The 15,202-nt window shown below is 64.6% G+C and carries 15 protein-coding genes; 6 read left to right on the top strand and 9 right to left on the bottom strand.

Annotated elements, in window-relative coordinates; all coding sequences use genetic code 11:
- Window positions 1-18 precede the first annotated feature (18 nt).
- The 9 genes from E5P3_RS11475 to E5P3_RS11435 all read right to left on the bottom strand — a co-directional run bounded on the left by E5P3_RS11475 (window position 19) and on the right by E5P3_RS11435 (window position 9,169).
- On the bottom strand, window positions 19-1,065 hold the full coding sequence (locus E5P3_RS11475) for an alpha/beta fold hydrolase (protein WP_232073094.1): 1,047 nt from the start codon (window positions 1,063-1,065) through the stop codon (window positions 19-21).
- Window positions 1,065-2,165: a Zn-dependent alcohol dehydrogenase gene (locus E5P3_RS11470; protein ID WP_162586081.1), complete on the bottom strand. Its 1,101-nt coding sequence runs from the start codon at window positions 2,163-2,165 to the stop codon at window positions 1,065-1,067. The genes E5P3_RS11475 and E5P3_RS11470 overlap by 1 nt, the downstream gene beginning before the upstream one ends.
- Complete coding sequence (locus E5P3_RS11465) at window positions 2,162-2,998, bottom strand: phytanoyl-CoA dioxygenase family protein (RefSeq protein ID WP_232073093.1); 837 nt, start codon at window positions 2,996-2,998, stop codon at window positions 2,162-2,164. The genes E5P3_RS11470 and E5P3_RS11465 overlap by 4 nt, the downstream gene beginning before the upstream one ends.
- A gap of 11 nt (window positions 2,999-3,009) precedes the next feature.
- A complete protein-coding gene (locus E5P3_RS11460) occupies window positions 3,010-3,990 on the bottom strand; it encodes a Bug family tripartite tricarboxylate transporter substrate binding protein (protein ID WP_162586080.1) in 981 nt (326 codons plus the stop codon).
- Between the two features lie 986 nt (window positions 3,991-4,976).
- Window positions 4,977-5,948 (bottom strand): Bug family tripartite tricarboxylate transporter substrate binding protein, encoded by a 972-nt coding sequence (locus E5P3_RS11455; RefSeq protein ID WP_162586079.1) that lies wholly within the window; start codon window positions 5,946-5,948, stop codon window positions 4,977-4,979.
- Window positions 5,949-5,994: 46 nt separating this feature from the next.
- On the bottom strand, window positions 5,995-6,498 hold the full coding sequence (locus tag E5P3_RS11450; RefSeq protein WP_162589643.1) for a 2,4'-dihydroxyacetophenone dioxygenase family protein: 504 nt from the start codon (window positions 6,496-6,498) through the stop codon (window positions 5,995-5,997).
- A 96-nt stretch (window positions 6,499-6,594) separates the two neighbouring features.
- Complete coding sequence (locus tag E5P3_RS11445; RefSeq protein WP_162586078.1) at window positions 6,595-7,305, bottom strand: SDR family NAD(P)-dependent oxidoreductase; 711 nt, start codon at window positions 7,303-7,305, stop codon at window positions 6,595-6,597.
- An 11-nt stretch (window positions 7,306-7,316) separates the two neighbouring features.
- Complete coding sequence (locus tag E5P3_RS11440) at window positions 7,317-8,258, bottom strand: TauD/TfdA dioxygenase family protein (RefSeq protein ID WP_162586077.1); 942 nt, start codon at window positions 8,256-8,258, stop codon at window positions 7,317-7,319.
- Window positions 8,259-8,455: 197 nt separating this feature from the next.
- Window positions 8,456-9,169, bottom strand: coding sequence for a GntR family transcriptional regulator (locus tag E5P3_RS11435; RefSeq protein WP_162586076.1), 714 nt, complete (start codon window positions 9,167-9,169; stop codon window positions 8,456-8,458).
- A 146-nt stretch (window positions 9,170-9,315) separates the two neighbouring features.
- On the opposite strand from E5P3_RS11435, the gene E5P3_RS11430 reads away from it, so the two are divergent.
- The 6 genes from E5P3_RS11430 to E5P3_RS11405 all read left to right on the top strand — a co-directional run bounded on the left by E5P3_RS11430 (window position 9,316) and on the right by E5P3_RS11405 (window position 15,193).
- Window positions 9,316-10,062 (top strand): GntR family transcriptional regulator, encoded by a 747-nt coding sequence (locus E5P3_RS11430; protein WP_162586075.1) that lies wholly within the window; start codon window positions 9,316-9,318, stop codon window positions 10,060-10,062.
- A gap of 66 nt (window positions 10,063-10,128) precedes the next feature.
- The gene (locus E5P3_RS11425; RefSeq protein ID WP_197893956.1) at window positions 10,129-11,118 is read left to right on the top strand and encodes a TauD/TfdA dioxygenase family protein; all 990 of its coding nucleotides are present in this window, start codon (window positions 10,129-10,131) and stop codon (window positions 11,116-11,118) included.
- Between the two features lie 3 nt (window positions 11,119-11,121).
- Window positions 11,122-12,216, top strand: a complete 1,095-nt coding sequence (locus E5P3_RS11420) for a glycerol dehydrogenase (RefSeq protein ID WP_162586074.1) — start codon at window positions 11,122-11,124, stop codon at window positions 12,214-12,216.
- Window positions 12,217-12,269: 53 nt separating this feature from the next.
- Window positions 12,270-13,307, top strand: coding sequence for a TRAP transporter substrate-binding protein (locus E5P3_RS11415; RefSeq protein ID WP_162586073.1), 1,038 nt, complete (start codon window positions 12,270-12,272; stop codon window positions 13,305-13,307).
- 18 nt (window positions 13,308-13,325) lie between these two features.
- A complete protein-coding gene (locus E5P3_RS11410) occupies window positions 13,326-13,844 on the top strand; it encodes a TRAP transporter small permease subunit (RefSeq protein ID WP_162586072.1) in 519 nt (172 codons plus the stop codon).
- A 26-nt stretch (window positions 13,845-13,870) separates the two neighbouring features.
- Window positions 13,871-15,193: a TRAP transporter large permease gene (locus E5P3_RS11405; RefSeq protein WP_162586071.1), complete on the top strand. Its 1,323-nt coding sequence runs from the start codon at window positions 13,871-13,873 to the stop codon at window positions 15,191-15,193.
- The last annotated feature ends 9 nt before the right edge of the window (window positions 15,194-15,202 follow it).

Genomic DNA, 15,202 nt, shown 5'->3' with positions numbered 1-15,202 from the left:
AGCGGCACAACGCGGCTGCTACGCCAGGAACTCGCGGATGGTACGGTTCACGAAGGCCACGTCTTCCGGATGCGCCGTGTTGGCCGCTTGGTGGCCTTGCAAGGACGGAATGACAACGTGGCTCGCGCGAGGAATGCGCTGGGCGGCCGCCAGCGCTTCTTCCATGGGGTTGTAGAGATCCAGCGGCGGCGTGAGCAGAAGCGTGCGCGCGTGAATGGCGCCGAGCGCACCCTCGGTGTCGCCGTGCCAGCCCTGCGTGTCGCCGACATCGTGCGCATCGTAGGCCCATGACTGGTAGAGAAAGTCATGCGGGTCGGGTCCGGAGGCGCACGCGCGCGCGGCGAGTGCGTCCATCCAGTCGAGTACGGCACGAGGTTCTGCGAAATCGGCGGCCAGCCCGCGCGGCGTGCGGTTGGTCAGCACCTGCTGAACCGCCGCCCAGGCTCGCCAGCCGCGCTCGGGCACGCGGGTAAAGCGACGCCCGTTCCACGCCGGGTCCGCCATCAGGGCAGCGCGCGCGGCTGCGTTCGCTGCCAGCGTCCAGGGGCCCGTGCGCGCCAGCGGCGTCAAGGCCACTACCGACTCAAAAAAGCCGGGATGGCTGACCGTCCATTGCAGCGCCTGCATGCCGCCCATCGACGCGCCGATCACCACGGCCGCTGTCTCGATGCCGAGCACCTCAGTGAGCAGCCGGCGCTGCGCGGCGATCATGTCGCGAATGCAGAAGCGCGGGAATGCCTCCCATGGCTGGTGCTTGCTGTTGCTCGGTGACGTTGACAGCCCGTTGCCGAGCGGGTCGGCGACCACGATGAACCAATGAGCGGGGTCGAGGGCACGGTCCCGGCCGATGAGAAAGTCCAACCGGTGGTGGGTCGCACCGATGGCCGGCAGCAGCAATGCTACCCGCGGACGCCGGCGATCGAGCGTGCCGTGCGTGACGTAGCACTGCCGGTAGTCCCGGATCACCTCTCCGCTTTCGAGCGGCAGGTCGCCCAGATGGGCCCACTGGTGCGGGCGGTCGATGTGGCCCGGGGCCAGCGGCGGATGACGCGCCCTGTGCATCATCAGTCGAAGGTAATGACCGAGCGGATCGAGCGGCCCTGTTCGATTGCGGCGTAGCCGTCGTTGATCGCCTCGAGCGGCAGGCGCTCGGAAATCAGCTCGTCGAGCTTGAGCGATCCGTCGAGGTAGGCCTGCGCCAGCAGTGCAAAATCGCGGTGCGGCCGCACGCCGCCATAGCTCGATCGCATCAGCCGCTTCTCGCCCGTCAGCGTGGCCCAACGGAAGGCCACGTCCTGATTGGCCGGTACCTTGCCGAGCAGCAGCACATGGCCGCCGGGCCGCGCCGCTTCCACCGCAAAGCGCATCGCCGCTTCGTTGCCGGCTGCCTCGAACGAAAAATCGGCTCCGCGCCCGGAGGTCAGCGCCTTCACCGCGGCCGCCGCATCGCTCGACGCTTCGATCAGGTCTGTGGCGCCGAACAGGCGCGCCTGCGCGAGCCGCTTCGGATCGCGGTCGACCGCGATCACCCGTGCCGGCCCGCGCAGCGATGCCGACTGGATCACGCTCAGGCCAATTGCGCCGCAACCGACCACCATGACGTTCGAACCATAGGTGACCGGCGCCGCCCGCGTGACGGCTCCGAAGCCGGTTGCCACACCGCAGCCGATAAGGCAGGCGCGGTCGAAAGGGATGGCCTCTGGTACGAGAACCGCGCCCGCCTCAGGCACCACGCAGTATTCGGCATGCGCTGCAACAGTCATGAACTGACGCAGTGGCTCGCCGCCAAGGTACAGCCGCGCGATGCCGTCGGGCAAGAAGCCCCGTGGTTGGTGGTGCGCGATCGGCTCGCAAAGGATAGGCAGCCCTTCCTCGCAGTAGAAGCAATGGCCACAGCTCGGGTTCCACGAACACACGACGCGATCGCCCGGCTTGACGCGTGTGACGACACTGCCCACCGCCTCGACGATGCCCGCTGCCTCGTGGCCGGGCACGATGGGCAACGGGCGAGCCAGCGCGCCGCTCGCCAGTTCGATGTCGGTGTGGCAGATGCCCGCGGCGCGAATGCGCACAAGCACGTCGCCGGGCTGGAGCGTTCGCAGCTCAACCTGTTCGATAGAAAGCGGCTGCCCGGTCGCATGCAGTACCGCTGCTCGGAACTTCATGGCGCCTTGAGGCCGGAGAAAAGCAGCGCGCTGCGCCTCTTGTTCATCTCCGCGTGAAACTGCAGCGCCTCGGGTGCGAGCTCCGCGAGCGGACGCGGCTCAGAATCGAAGTGACCGTAGCGATCGACTCCGCGCACCAGCGTGGCGGTGCCGCGGTACTCGGTGTTCTGGCGCACCCGAGTGGGGATATAGCGGATGGCGAAGCCGATCCGGCGCTCGTCCGACTGGTTGGGCTGGGAATTGTGAAAAAGCCGGATATGGTGCAGCGACATTTCGCCAGGCTGCAACGGCAGTTCCACCGCAGCAGCCTCATCGACCTTTACTGCGATCTCCTGGCCGCGCGTCAGCAGGTTGTTCTCATCCTGCATATCGACGTGTTCGACCTGGTCGAGCATCTGCGTGCCGGGGACCACACGCAGACAGCCGTTCTCGTGATGACTCGGCGACAGCGCCACCCAGGCAGTCACCACCTCCGGTTCGCTGAGCTCCCAATAGGTGGAGTCCTGATGCCAGGAAACGTATGCCGGGTCATGCGGCTCCTTGATGAAGAAAACCGAACTCCACACCAGCAGATCGGGCCCCAGCAGGCTTTCGACCGCATCGAGGATCCGGGGATGGCGCACCAGATCGGCCAGCCAGGGGAACAGCAGATGCGGCTTGTGGCGGTACTTGCCTGGGATCGGCCCGCCGTGAGCGGCCTCGAAGGCCTCCAGATGGCGGCGGTAGCCGGCGGCCTCGTCCTCGGGCAACACGCGCACAGGTGCGACGTAGCCGCTACTTCGGTAGAAGCTCACCTGTTCGGCTGCCAGGGGAATGCGAATGCTCATGTCCATGGAAAGCTCTCTCACTCGGGCTTGATGTTCGCGGCTTTGATGACCTTGCCGTACTTGTCTGTTTCGGAGCGAATGTGAGTGGTGAACTGCTGCGGGCCTCGGGCGGCGGGAACGAGTCCGATGCTCAACAGGTTGCGCTTCACTTCCGGGGCGTCGATCGCAGCGGCAATGCCGGCAGCCAGCTGATCGAGCACAGGTTTAGGCACGCCCGCCGGGGCCACGAGGCCATACCAGGATTGCGTCTCGAAGCCGGGTACGCCCGATTCTGCGACGGTCGGCGTGTCGGGCAGCAGGGCGAGACGCTGGGGCGAGGCCACTGCAAGCAACTTGAGCTTGCCGGCTTTCACATGAGGTAGCGCCTGCTGGACTGCGTCGAACATGACTTCCACTTGCCCGCCTACCAAATCGGTGTATGCGGCCCCGCCCCCCTTGTATGGCACGTGAACGGCCTCGATGCCGGTGGCCGCGCGGAACAACTCGTAGGCCATGTGCTGCGACGAACCCGTTCCTCCAGAAGCGAAGCTGAGCTTGCCCGGCTTGGCCTTGGCCAGCTTGATCAGGTCCTGCACCGAGTTCACCGGCACCGCGGCGTTCACGACCAGTCCCATTGGCGCCTCCACCAAGAGCGAGATCGGCTGGAAGTCCTTGATCGGGTCGTGCGGCAGCTTTTCGTAGAGGGACTGGTTGATCGCGTGCGTGCCGGGCGACGCGAGTCCGAGCGTGTAGCCGTCTGCCGGCGCTTTGGCCACCGCGTCCATGCCGATCATGCCGTTGGCACCGGGACGGTTTTCTACCACCACCGGTTGACCCCATTTGTCGTTGAGATGGCGACCCACCGTTCGCGCCAGCATGTCAGTGGTGCCCCCGGCCGTGTAAGGCACAACGATGCGTATCGGCTTGGTAGGGAACGCCTGCGCTGACGCCGCGCCGTTGAATAGCGCCAGGAGCGCAGCCGAGCCGGCTGCTACACGTCGCTTCCAGAAAGATTTCATGAACTTGTCTCCTTGATAAGGTCTGTCGGATCGCCTCAGACATCAATTTCATCTAAAGCTATATAGGACTATAGCAATCTTCCTGGCCAAGTCAATTCCGCGGCATCAACGCTGCTCGTCAGTCCGGCTTGAGATTTCAAAGCCTTGCTGGCCAACCCCATGCTGTAGGGCCTCGCAGCCGCGAGCTTTCTGCAGACGGCGCTGGAGCCGCTCAAGGAAACGCTCTGTGGGAACGGTCTGGGTGATCGTCGGCGGCGATGGAAAGCCCATGGTGCTTGGCTGGGGGACGCTCCCCCGCCACCGCATGACTCAAGAGTGGCTGGCCTCAGCATCAGCTACATCGCTTCTTTGCTGCTCTTCCCCGTAAGACAAGTACAGTCGCGGTGATCTCACCGACGAGATCGACGACGTCGAGCGAGCTCGCGAAGCCGAGGCTGATGGACGACAGCCCAGAAGAAGGACGACGTGATCAAGAAGCAGTGGAGCGCGGCAAGGCGCAGACCACTGGCCAGGCTCCAACCGCCGGCCCACGGTGATCGTGGCTTTTGCTTCCGGACCCGCTGAATCGTGCGACGTTGCCTCGTTCCCATGGGCACCGAGTTTTCGCAAAGAAGCCGTTCAACGCCCTCTTGCCAAACTGACCGCAGCAGCACTCATTGCCACGCGCGAAATTCCGTCGCCGAGGGCAAGATGGGCCTTGCTACGGACCTCGCCGCAGCACGGCCCGCTTGACGTCAATACAGCACCTTCACGCGCGCCGCCGAAGGCCGAGCGTTCCCACTTGCGGCCGGTGACGAGCGATCGCCGAACAGTGTGCGCAAGATTGCCAAGGCTGCGGACATTCTCGACTAGGACGTTGGACTGGCGGAGATTCTCTGAGCACCGCAGGAGGAGCTCAAGGATCCCGCCAGGTCCACGCGAAGACGCTTCCCCTTCCCCTGTCGGGAACACAGTGGGAAGGTGCGCCAGGCCGCGGCCCCGCGGAATCAGTTGGTCACGATCTTGAGACGAGGGATCATATCCTTGAAGACCTTGTTGTCGCGCGCCATCACAGCCTTGAAGCCCTCGTCGTCGGCATAGACATACCCAAGGTTCAACTTCTTCAAGGCGTTTTGGAGTTCCGGTTCCTTCGCAATCTCCGCGACCGAGGTCCTGAGCATCTTCACGACCTCCGGCGGCAGGCCCTTCGGCCCCATGATGCCGCGCCAGGTTCCGATCGAAAGGTCGACGTTCTTTTCCTTCATCGTCGGGACGTCCTTGAACTCGTCGAGGCGCTTGTCCGCCATCACGGCCAGGATGCGCAGCTTGCCGGCGGCCACGTGGGCAGCCACCTCTCCAGGGCTGGCCGTCACCGCATCGATCTGACTGCTCAGCAGCGAGAGGATCGAAGGCGCAGCGCCCTGGTACGGGATACGGTTGAATTGCAACTGGGTCTTCTCTTCGAAGGCAGCGGCGGCGATGTCGTAGATCGAACCGTTGCCGGAGGTGCCCATCGCCATCTTGCCGGGCTCCTTGCGTGCCGCAGCGATGAAGTCATCGATGGTCTTGTAGGGCGAGTCGGCCCGCACGATGATCGATGCCGGATCGGCGTTGAGCTGTGCGATCGGCGTGACGTCGGCGTAGGTGCGATTGAAGAGGTTGAGGTGCGGCAGGATCACCATCTCGACCGTGACGATACCCAGCGTGTAGCCATCGGGCTTGGCGTTCATCATGTGGTTCCATCCGATGCCACCACTCGCGCCGGACTTGTTGACGACAACGACACCCTTCGGAAAGTGCTTTTGCGCCGCGACGCCGAATGCGCGCGCCACCGCATCGGTTCCGCCGCCCGCCTGGAAGGGAACGACCAGCTCGATCGGGCGGCTCGGATAGTCAGCTGCGAGCGCGAGCCCTGGGGCGAACGAGGCGGCGGCGAGCACCATGGAGGCGATGACGGTGCGGCGGTTAAATTGAATCATGGGTTTGTCTCGGTGGTGGTTCGAAGCTTGAAGATCTCGATCGCGTTCAGCGAATGAACTGGTCGACGTACTCGGCGCCCAGGCCGCAGGCCGTGTAGTGAGCGCGACACATGTCGATCTTGGTGAAGACGTCTTCGTAGCCGGTCTGGCGGCCGAAAGGATCGACATAAATCATGGCGCCAGTGATGTGGAAGAGCGTGATCATCTCGGGCACGTCCTCGGGCACGACCAGCGTGTGCGTCTCGCCGGGCGGCTCGAAGACATACGAGCCTTCCTTCGCCTTCCAGTCGTGCTCCAGGTAGTGCCATGCACCGCGCAACACCACGCCATGCACCGGCGCCGGATGGCGATGCCGGCTCAACACGCCGGATTTGCGCACACGCAAGAGGTTGACCCAATAGCCCTGCACGGTATTGAGGCACAGCGGACGGAACCAGACGTTCTCCATCTGTGGCACCCACACGCGCTCATCCTCCGGGACGACGGCGTCGACGACGATCTCGTTCGCGACGCCTTGCGGAAACGGGAGCTGGTAGGGCATGCGGGACATATCGAGCCCGCCGGCGCGCGAGGGGGCGGCGTCATCCGGAATCGGTGCCGCAGGAAGGGTCGAAGTGTTCATCGTTGAGGTTTTCGTTGTTGGAAATCAGGCGACGAGATAGCCGCCGTCGACGGGCAGCACGATGCCGGTGACGAAGGCAGCAGAGCTCGAGCAAAGGAACATCACCGGGCCCGCGATGTCCTCGGGCCGGCCCCATCGGCCCATGGGGGTGCGAGATATCACCGCGGCACTGCGCGCAGCGTCGTCCTGCAGCCCCTGGGTCAGCGGCGTGGCGATCCATCCCGGCGCCACCGCGTTGACGCGGACGCCATCGGCTGCCCAGGCGATCGCCAGGCTCTTGGTCAGTTGCGCAATGCCGCCCTTGCTGGCGCTGTACGCCGGCACCAGCCCGCCGCCGAAGAAGCTGAGCATCGAGGCGATGTTGACCAGGCTGCCACCACTCGCGGCCAGACGCTGCCGCGTCGCGGCGGCCACTCGCATTGCGCCGTTCAGGTTGATGTCGATCACTTGCCGGAACACCTCGGGGTCATGCTCCTCGCCGCGGCGGATGACACCGGCGGCGTTGACCACGATGTCCAGCGTCGGGCACTTCGCGACCACGCGGTCTATCGAGCTGGCGTCGGTCACGTCCATGGCCTCGAACGCGATCCCGGATGCACCAGGCGGCTCCTTGCCGATCAGGCCGGCGCCGGTGACGGCACAGCCTGCATCGCGCAGCGCCTCGGCAATCGCGAGGCCGATGCCGCTCGTGCCGCCGGAGACGAGCGCGGCCTTGCCGCAGAAATCGAAGAGCATCGCGCGGCTCCTTATTTCGCGGACGGGTACTTGGCCCGCGCCAGCACTTCCTGCGAGTACGGGCCGAGTACGGGCCCGTCGCCCGCCAGCGTCGTGCGGCGGAAGACACGCCGGTAGCGCCCCATGTCGTAGACCTCGGCCTTGTGCAGCGTGGTCCGGTTGTCCCAGACGACCAGGTCGCCCTTCTTCCACTTGTGGAAGTAGCAGAACTCGGGTCGCGAGACATGCTCGACCAGTTGGCGATGCAGGGCCTGGCCTTCCTCCAGAGGCATGCCGCTGATCTCGTTGCCCGCGTTGGCGGTCATGAAGAGCGAGCGACGACCATCCGGATGAACGCGCACCAGCGGATGGCTGACCGGGGGCACGGCGTTCTTCTCGAAGTTTGAGAGCGGCGGCAGCGAAGCGAACATCCGGCGGCCGTGCTCATACGAATGGACCATGTGCAGCGGCTCGATCCTGGTCTTCAAGTCGTCCGGGAGCGCTTCGTAAGCCAGCACCATATTGGAGAAGCCCGTGCGTCCTCCCACGGCATCGTCTGGCATCACTTCGATGCCATACAGCAGCGAGGCGTATGCGGGCACATAGCGATAGGAGCTGTCGGTATGCCACAGCGCATTGACCTTCTGGAAGATCACGCGATGGTCGGTCTCGGGAAGATGCTCGCCCTGTGCCGACACATTGGCCACGTTGTAGACGGTCGACGCTGCGACGGTCTTGTTCTCCTCCGGAAAATCTTCCAGCGAACCCCACTGCTCGGTGAAGGCAATCTGCTGCTGCTCGCTGAGCTTCTGGTCCCGAAAGCACAGCACACCGTAGGTATCCAGTGCATCGCGAAATTCCCGGATCTGCTCAGGATCCAGGGGCAGGGAAAGGTCGATTCCTGTGATTTCGGCGCCCAGCGCCGGGTTGAGCTTCGTGACCACGGGTCGCGCGACGATTTCAGCTTGTTCCATATTTCCTCAGGGTGGACAGTGGACGGAGCGCCCGCCTGCTGCCTTGAAGATCAAGTCATCGCAGGGGCCGGACGATTCTGGCATATCACTGGCATGCCAATGATATTCCAACAAAATTGCCCACAATTTCCAGTTGGCAAGCTCGTAAACCCGAGTCCGGCGCCGAAGCCGGCGGCGCGCAAGGCCCCAGTCGAAATTCAGGCGTGTGGCAACGTCTGTTTTGCGAATTCGACGAGGTGGTCGATCAGGCGATCGGAAGCCTGGGCCGCCCGGGCGGCGTCGCCCGCAGCAACAGCCCGAACGACTTCGAGGTGGAATCGGGCCGTGACCGGCAGATCGCGCGGCGCATCGAGATGGAAGAACCAGAAGCGCCTGGATATCGAATGGAGCCTCGCGACGGTTTCGGCCGCGACGGTGTTGCGCGCCGCGCGCGCGAGCAGCAGGTTGAGTTGAGCGTCGAGGCGCAGGAACTCCTTGATATCCAGAGCCTCTGCCGCTTTTTCGGTCGGCGCCACCAGTGACTGGATCGCCGCCCTGTCTGCGCTGCTGCCGCGGCTTGCCGCCGCTCCGGCGAGAAGACGATCCAACTCGCGTCGCGTTTCGAGAATCTCGAACTGCAAGCGGACATCGACAGGTGTCACCACCACGCCGCGCCTGGGCATGATCTGCACCAGATACTCGCGCGAAAGGCGATGCAATGCCTCGCGAATCGGCGTGGTGCCGATGTCGATCTGCCGGCTCAGGATGGCCTCCGATACAACCGAACCGGGTGCCAGTTCCAGCGTGACGATCATCTCCTCCAGTCGTCGATACGCTTCGCTTGTCAGGGTGTTCTGCGCCCCGTCGCTGGAGGGGCTGACCGCCGTGCTGCCTGGATTGATCACGCTGTCCGCAGCGCTCGCCATCTTCATTTCCGCCTTTTGCTTATGCCTAAGATATCGGCAGCATCGTGCGGCCGACCAAGCCGGCGACTATAGCGATGACAAGGTCACCGGGGCAAAATCGCCGCCTGTCCGGCACCCTTCGGAGCCGGCAAACCAGAAGAGGCGTGGCAGGTATGAAGAAGACGGCGACGGCGACAGCCGACACTGAAGTCATGAAGTCTGCGGTGGCCGCGCAGCGGCGGGGGACGGAGCAGGACGGCGCCGCCGCGACAACGCTCATGCAAGACGCGTATCGGCAGCTGGAGGAGATGATCGTCACAGCGGAGCTCGCGCCGGGCGAGGTGGTGTCAGAAGCGATCCTGAGCCGCCGCATCGGGATCGGAACGACGCCCACCCGCGAAGCCCTGCATCGCCTTTCGCGCGAGTATTTGGTGCAGATCATGCCCAGGCGCGGCGTGGTGGTGACCCCGGTGGATGTGGGCCTGCAGTTTCAGGTGCTCGAGACCCGGCGCGAAGTCGACCGCCTCATCGCACGGTCTGCGGCCCAACGTGCGACCGCAGCAGAGCGACAGTCCATCGCAGCCCTGGCGAAAGCCATCGAGGATACCGTGGCGCACTCGGATGTGCGGGCCTTCCTGCGGCTCGATGCGCAGCGCAGCCGCTGCGTGGCCTCCAGCGCACGCAACTCGGTCGCTGCAGGCATCGCCACGACACTTCATTCGGTCTCGCGCCGATTCTGGTTCTGTCATCTGCATGAGGATCGACAGTTGCTCGATACGGCGCGCTTGCATCTGGCGGTGGCCAAGGCCGTCGTGCTGGGCGATGCGGAGGCTGCCGGCAAGGCCTCCGACGAACTGATCGACTACATGCTTGCGTTCGCCAAGGCAACGCTTCCGGGCGCGTCAAACCCGGGGCCCTAGTTCGAGGCACCTCCTCCCCTCCTTTCGCAAAGGCGCTCGTCCGCACGCAGATGAGCGACCAAGGGTTTGCCCCCAAATACTTGGCATGCCAGCCGTGTTCCACTAATGTTCCACGCGAAAATCGCATCGCAAACACGAAGTGAGACAAGGACCATGGCGCTGAGCATCTACCCCATTGCATCCAACTTTGTGGCCGAAATCGGCGACGTTGACCTGTCGCGGCCGCTGTCGCTCGAAGACCGGGAAGCGATCAAGCAGGCGTTCTGGAAGTACGCCGTGCTGATCTTTCCGGAGCAGACGATGACGCAACAGCAACATGTCGACTTCGCGACAATCTTCGGCCCGCTGGAAACCACCATCCAGAAGCACCGCACCGACGAGGCATTGCGCATTCGCGAAGACATCGCCGATGTCTCCAACCTTGACGCCAACAACCGGGTCTGGGGCGAAACCAGCCGCCAGCGCATGTTCCAGCTGGGCAACCGCCTGTGGCACACCGACAGCACCTTCCGCAAGATCCCTGCCAAGGCGTCGCTGCTGTACGGCCGCACGGTAGCGCCCATCGGGGGCCACACCGAATTCGCCGATATGCGTGCGGCCTACGATGCGCTGCCGGACACGATGAAGAAGCGCATCGACGGCCTGATCGTGGAGCATTCGATCTTCACCTCGCGCGCCAAACTCGGCTTCACCGCGTTCTCGGACGAGGAGCACGCCGCGCTGCCGCCGGTGCCCCAGGTCATGGTGCGCACGATTCCCGAGAACGGCCGAAAGTCGCTCTACCTGGCGTCGCACGCCGGCCGCGTGTTCGGCCTACCCGACGCCGAGGCCGCCGAGCTGCTGGAGACGCTGACAGCGCATGCCACGCAACGGCAGTTTGTCTACACCCACCGCTGGCGCCAGCACGACCTGCTGATCTGGGACAACCGCTGCACCATGCACCGCGGCACGGAGTTCGACGACCTGCGCTGGAAGCGCGACATGCAGCGCGCCACCGTCTCTGAGCCCGCCAACTCATGCGAGATGGCCGGTGTGGCCGTTCCGGTCGAGACCTGAACGATGGGTGACACCCTTCGCATCCTCGGCGCGCCGGCGCTGTACGTACAAGGGCCGGACGCGTCCTTGCGTATCGGCGACATCGCTGCAGGACTAGGCCGGAACGTGCTGTTCGTCTCAGACGCCGCCGTCGAGCGCCTGTTCGCGCCGCGCGTGCGGCAAAGCGTCGAAGCCAGTGGGCTCGTGTTCTCGTCCGTCTCGTTCACCGGCGACCTCACGCCCGCAAGTGTGAAACGCATGGCCAGTGCCCAGCAGGCGTGGCAGCCCGAGGTGGTGATCGCCGCGGGTGGCGGCAAGGGTGTGGACGCGGGCAAGGCTGTGGCGTGCGCCCTCGGCACGCGGCTCATCACCTTGCCGACGGCGCCCTCGAATGACGGCCCCACCAGCCGCGTCTTTTTGCTCTACGACGAGCATCACCGTCTGCTGAGCGTCGAAAAGCTGCCGCGCAACCCGGACGCGGTCGTGGTCGACACCGCGATCCTCGCTGCGGCGCCGGTCGACTTGCTGGTCTCGGGCATCGGCGACGCGATCGTTAAGCGCTACGAGGCGGCGCAGTGCATCGGCGCTGGCGGGCTCAACCTGTTCGGCGGCCAGGCGACGCTGCTCGCGGCAAAGCTTGCAGAGACGTGCGACGAGACGGTGCGTCGCAATGCGGTCGCCGGCCTGGCCGCAGCGCGTGCCCGCCGGCCCGACGCGGCCTTCGAGGCGCTCGTCGAAGCTTGCATCCTGCTGGCCGGCATCGGGTTCGAGGGCACCGGCTTGTCGGTCGCGCATTCCATGACGCGCGGCTTGACGGCCGTGCCGGAAACAGCAGACGCCTTGCATGGTCGCCAGGTCGCCTATGCGTTGCTCGTCCAGTTCGTGCTCGAGAAGCGCTCCGATGCCTTCATGGCCGAGCAGTTCGCCTTTTACCGCGCCGTGGGTCTGCCCACGGGCTTGCCCGAGCTCGGCCTTGCCGCGCCTTCTGCGCGGCAGTTGTCCACGATTGCCGCACTCACCCTTACCGCACCGCACATCCGCAATTTCGAACGCCGGCTTTCGGAAGGCGATCTCGTGGAAGCGATGGTGCGTCTCGAGCAACTCTGCATCGCAGCCTGAGCCCTGCGCTTTCTGTCATCGCCCACCATCAACCTGGAATACATGAGGTACCCATGAACCGGTCCAAGAACACCCGCGCCCTCGTCTTCTCCTGCCTTGCAGCTGCGTGCTTCACGCTGCCGCAATTCGGCGCACATGCCGCCGAAATCACCTGGCGCTTGCAAAGCGTCGCCGGCGCCGGAACGACCGAATACAAGAATCTCGTCGAACGCTTTGCCAAGGAAGTGAATCAACGCACTGGCGGACGCGTCGAAGTCAAAACTTTTCCGGCCGGCATGCTGATGAGCAGCGCCACTGTCGTCGATGCGGTGAGCAAGGGCACGCTCGACGTCGGCCACACTTACCTTGTCTATTTCAGCGGCAAGGAGCCGGCGCTCAAGGCGGTGAACGAATGGCCGGCCGAAGTCAATGCGCTTCAGGGCTACAACTGGTTCTACGAGGGCGGCGGCTCGGAGCTGATGCGCAAGATCGTGGCGCGCCACAACATGCACTTCCTCGGCGTTTCGCCCTTGCTGGGCGAGCAGATCTGGTCGAAGAAGCCGATCAAGGGCGTCGAGGATCTGAAGGGCCTCAAGGTGCGCGCGGCGGGCCTTGCCGCCGACGGTTTTGCCAAGCTCGGCGCCTCTGTCGTCGCCTTGCCCGGCGAGGAGGTCTACACCGCGCTGCAGCGCGGCGTGGTCGACGCCGTCGAGTTCACGACAATGCCGGTGAACTACGGCCTCGGCTTGCAAGAGGTGGCGAAGTTCATCTCGGTGCCGTCGTACTCGGGCGGGGGCACGTCCGACTGGATCGTGAGCCAGGCCGCGTGGAACAAGGTGCCGGCCGACCTGAAGCCCAAGATTGAAGAGGCGCTGAAGGTCGCCAGTATGGACTACAACACTTCGGCGGTGGCCGAGGAGAAGGAGCTGATGGTCAAGCTCGAGAAGAGCGGCGTGACGCTCGTCAAATGGCCCGATAGCGAGATGCGCAAGATGGAAAACGCGCGCCTGGCCGTTATGAAGGACAAGTATGCCGTCGAATCAAAGGACTACGCCGAGAAGCTCGACTCGCAGCTGAAGTTCCTGGGGAAGCTCGGATACCGCGCGAACTGACGTTGACCAGACTCCCCCATGCGGCAACTCTGCGACGCGATCGATCGCCTCAACGATTGGGTGGGCCGCCTGGCGGCCCTGCTGATCCTGCCCAGCCTGCTCATCACCATGATCGAGGTGGTGGCACGCTACGCGTTCAACAGCCCGACGGTCTGGGTCAATGAATCGGTGCAGATCCTGTTCGGCTTCTACTTCCTGCTCGGCGGCGGCTACACGCTGCTGCACGGCGGGCACGTGCGCGTCGACCTGCTGCTGCTCGGCTTGAAGCCGCGCGCCCGCCGCCGGGCCGATGTGATCGGCCTGGTGGTCACGATTTTCTATCTCGCAGTGCTGTTGTGGTTCACCGGCGAACAGGCGCTCGACGCCATCACCAGCCGCGAGCGCGCGGAGAGTCCGTGGGCGCCCTACATCTTCCCCGTACTCACCGCCGCGCCGGTGGCCGCCGCGCTCATGCTGCTGCAGGCGGCATCGCTGATCGTGCGCGCATATGTGGATCCGGCACACGCGGTCAAGCCTGACAACGACGTCGTCGCCTGAATTTCTCTTCCCCGGGGTATCAATCAATGGGTGTCGAACTCCTCACGGTCGTCCTGTTCGGGTCGCTATTCGCGCTCATCTTCCTGGGCGTTCCGCTGGCCTTCGCGCTCGGCACCGTGGCCGTGGTGGTGGGCTATTTCGAATGGGGGCCGATGGCGCTGCACCTGCTGGCGGGCCATGTGAAGAGCGCCACCTTCAACTACACACTGGTCTCGATTCCGTTCTTCATGTTCATGGCCGGCATCCTCAACAAGGCCGGCGTTGCCAACGACTTGTATCACGCGATCCATGTGCTGTTCGGCCCGCTGCGCGGCGGCCTTGCGGTCGGCACCGTGTTGGCTTGCACGATCATCGCGGCGATGAGCGGCGTGAGCGCGGTGGGCGTGCTGGCCATGGGTTCGCTCGCACTGCCAGCGATGCTCGCGCGCGGTTACGACAAGCACATGTCGATGGGTACCATCCTCGCGGGCGGCGCGCTCGGCCAGCTCATTCCGCCGTCGGTGCTGGGCATCGTCTACAGCGGCCTAGCCAACCTCTCGGTCGGCCAGGTCTTCCTTTCTGGGCTGATGCCGGGCCTGTTGCTCGCCTCGCTTTTCATCGGCTACGTGCTGGTCAAGTGCTGGATCAACCCGGCGGCAGGCCCTGCGATGCCGGCCGAGGAACGCGCCCGCATCACCGGTCGCGAGCGAATCGCAAGCCTGCTGGGCGTCGTGCCCGTGGCGCTGCTGGTCCTGGCGGTGCTAGGTGCCATGTTCACCGGCATCGCAGGCCCCACGGAAGCAGCGGCGGTCGGCGCGGTCGGCAGCATGGTGATCGGCTTCGCCCGCCGCAGTCTGCGCTGGGGCGACATCGCAGACGCGGCACGCGAAACCCTGAAGTCGACGTCGATGGTGATCTGGATCGCCATTGCGTCGCTCGTGTTCGTATCGGTCTACGCCGGCATCGGCGGCGACAAGCTGGTACGCAGCCTGCTCATCGGTATGGACCTCTCGCCGTGGGTGGTCATGACGATCATGATGGTCATCCTGTTCCTGCTCGGGATGGTGATGGACCCGATCGGCATCATCTTCCTGACCACGCCGATTTTCCTGCCCATCGTGGTAGCGCTCGGATTCGATCCCCTCTGGTACGGCGGCATGCTGATCATCAATCTTGAGATGTCCTATCTCACGCCGCCCTTCGGCTACAACCTGTTCTACCTGAAGTCGGTAGCGCCCAAGGGCATCACGATGAAGGACATCTACAAGTCGACACCGCCCTTTATCGCGCTGCAGGGGCTGGGCTTGCTGATCTGCGCCTTCGCGCCGCAGGTGATCACCTGGCTGCCCAAGTACGTGCTCGGCCAGTAGGCGGCCATA

It is taken from the genome of Variovorax sp. RA8, from assembly GCF_901827175.1.
Classification (GTDB): domain Bacteria; phylum Pseudomonadota; class Gammaproteobacteria; order Burkholderiales; family Burkholderiaceae_C; genus Variovorax.
This window is presented reverse-complemented; position numbering and strand designations above follow the sequence as displayed.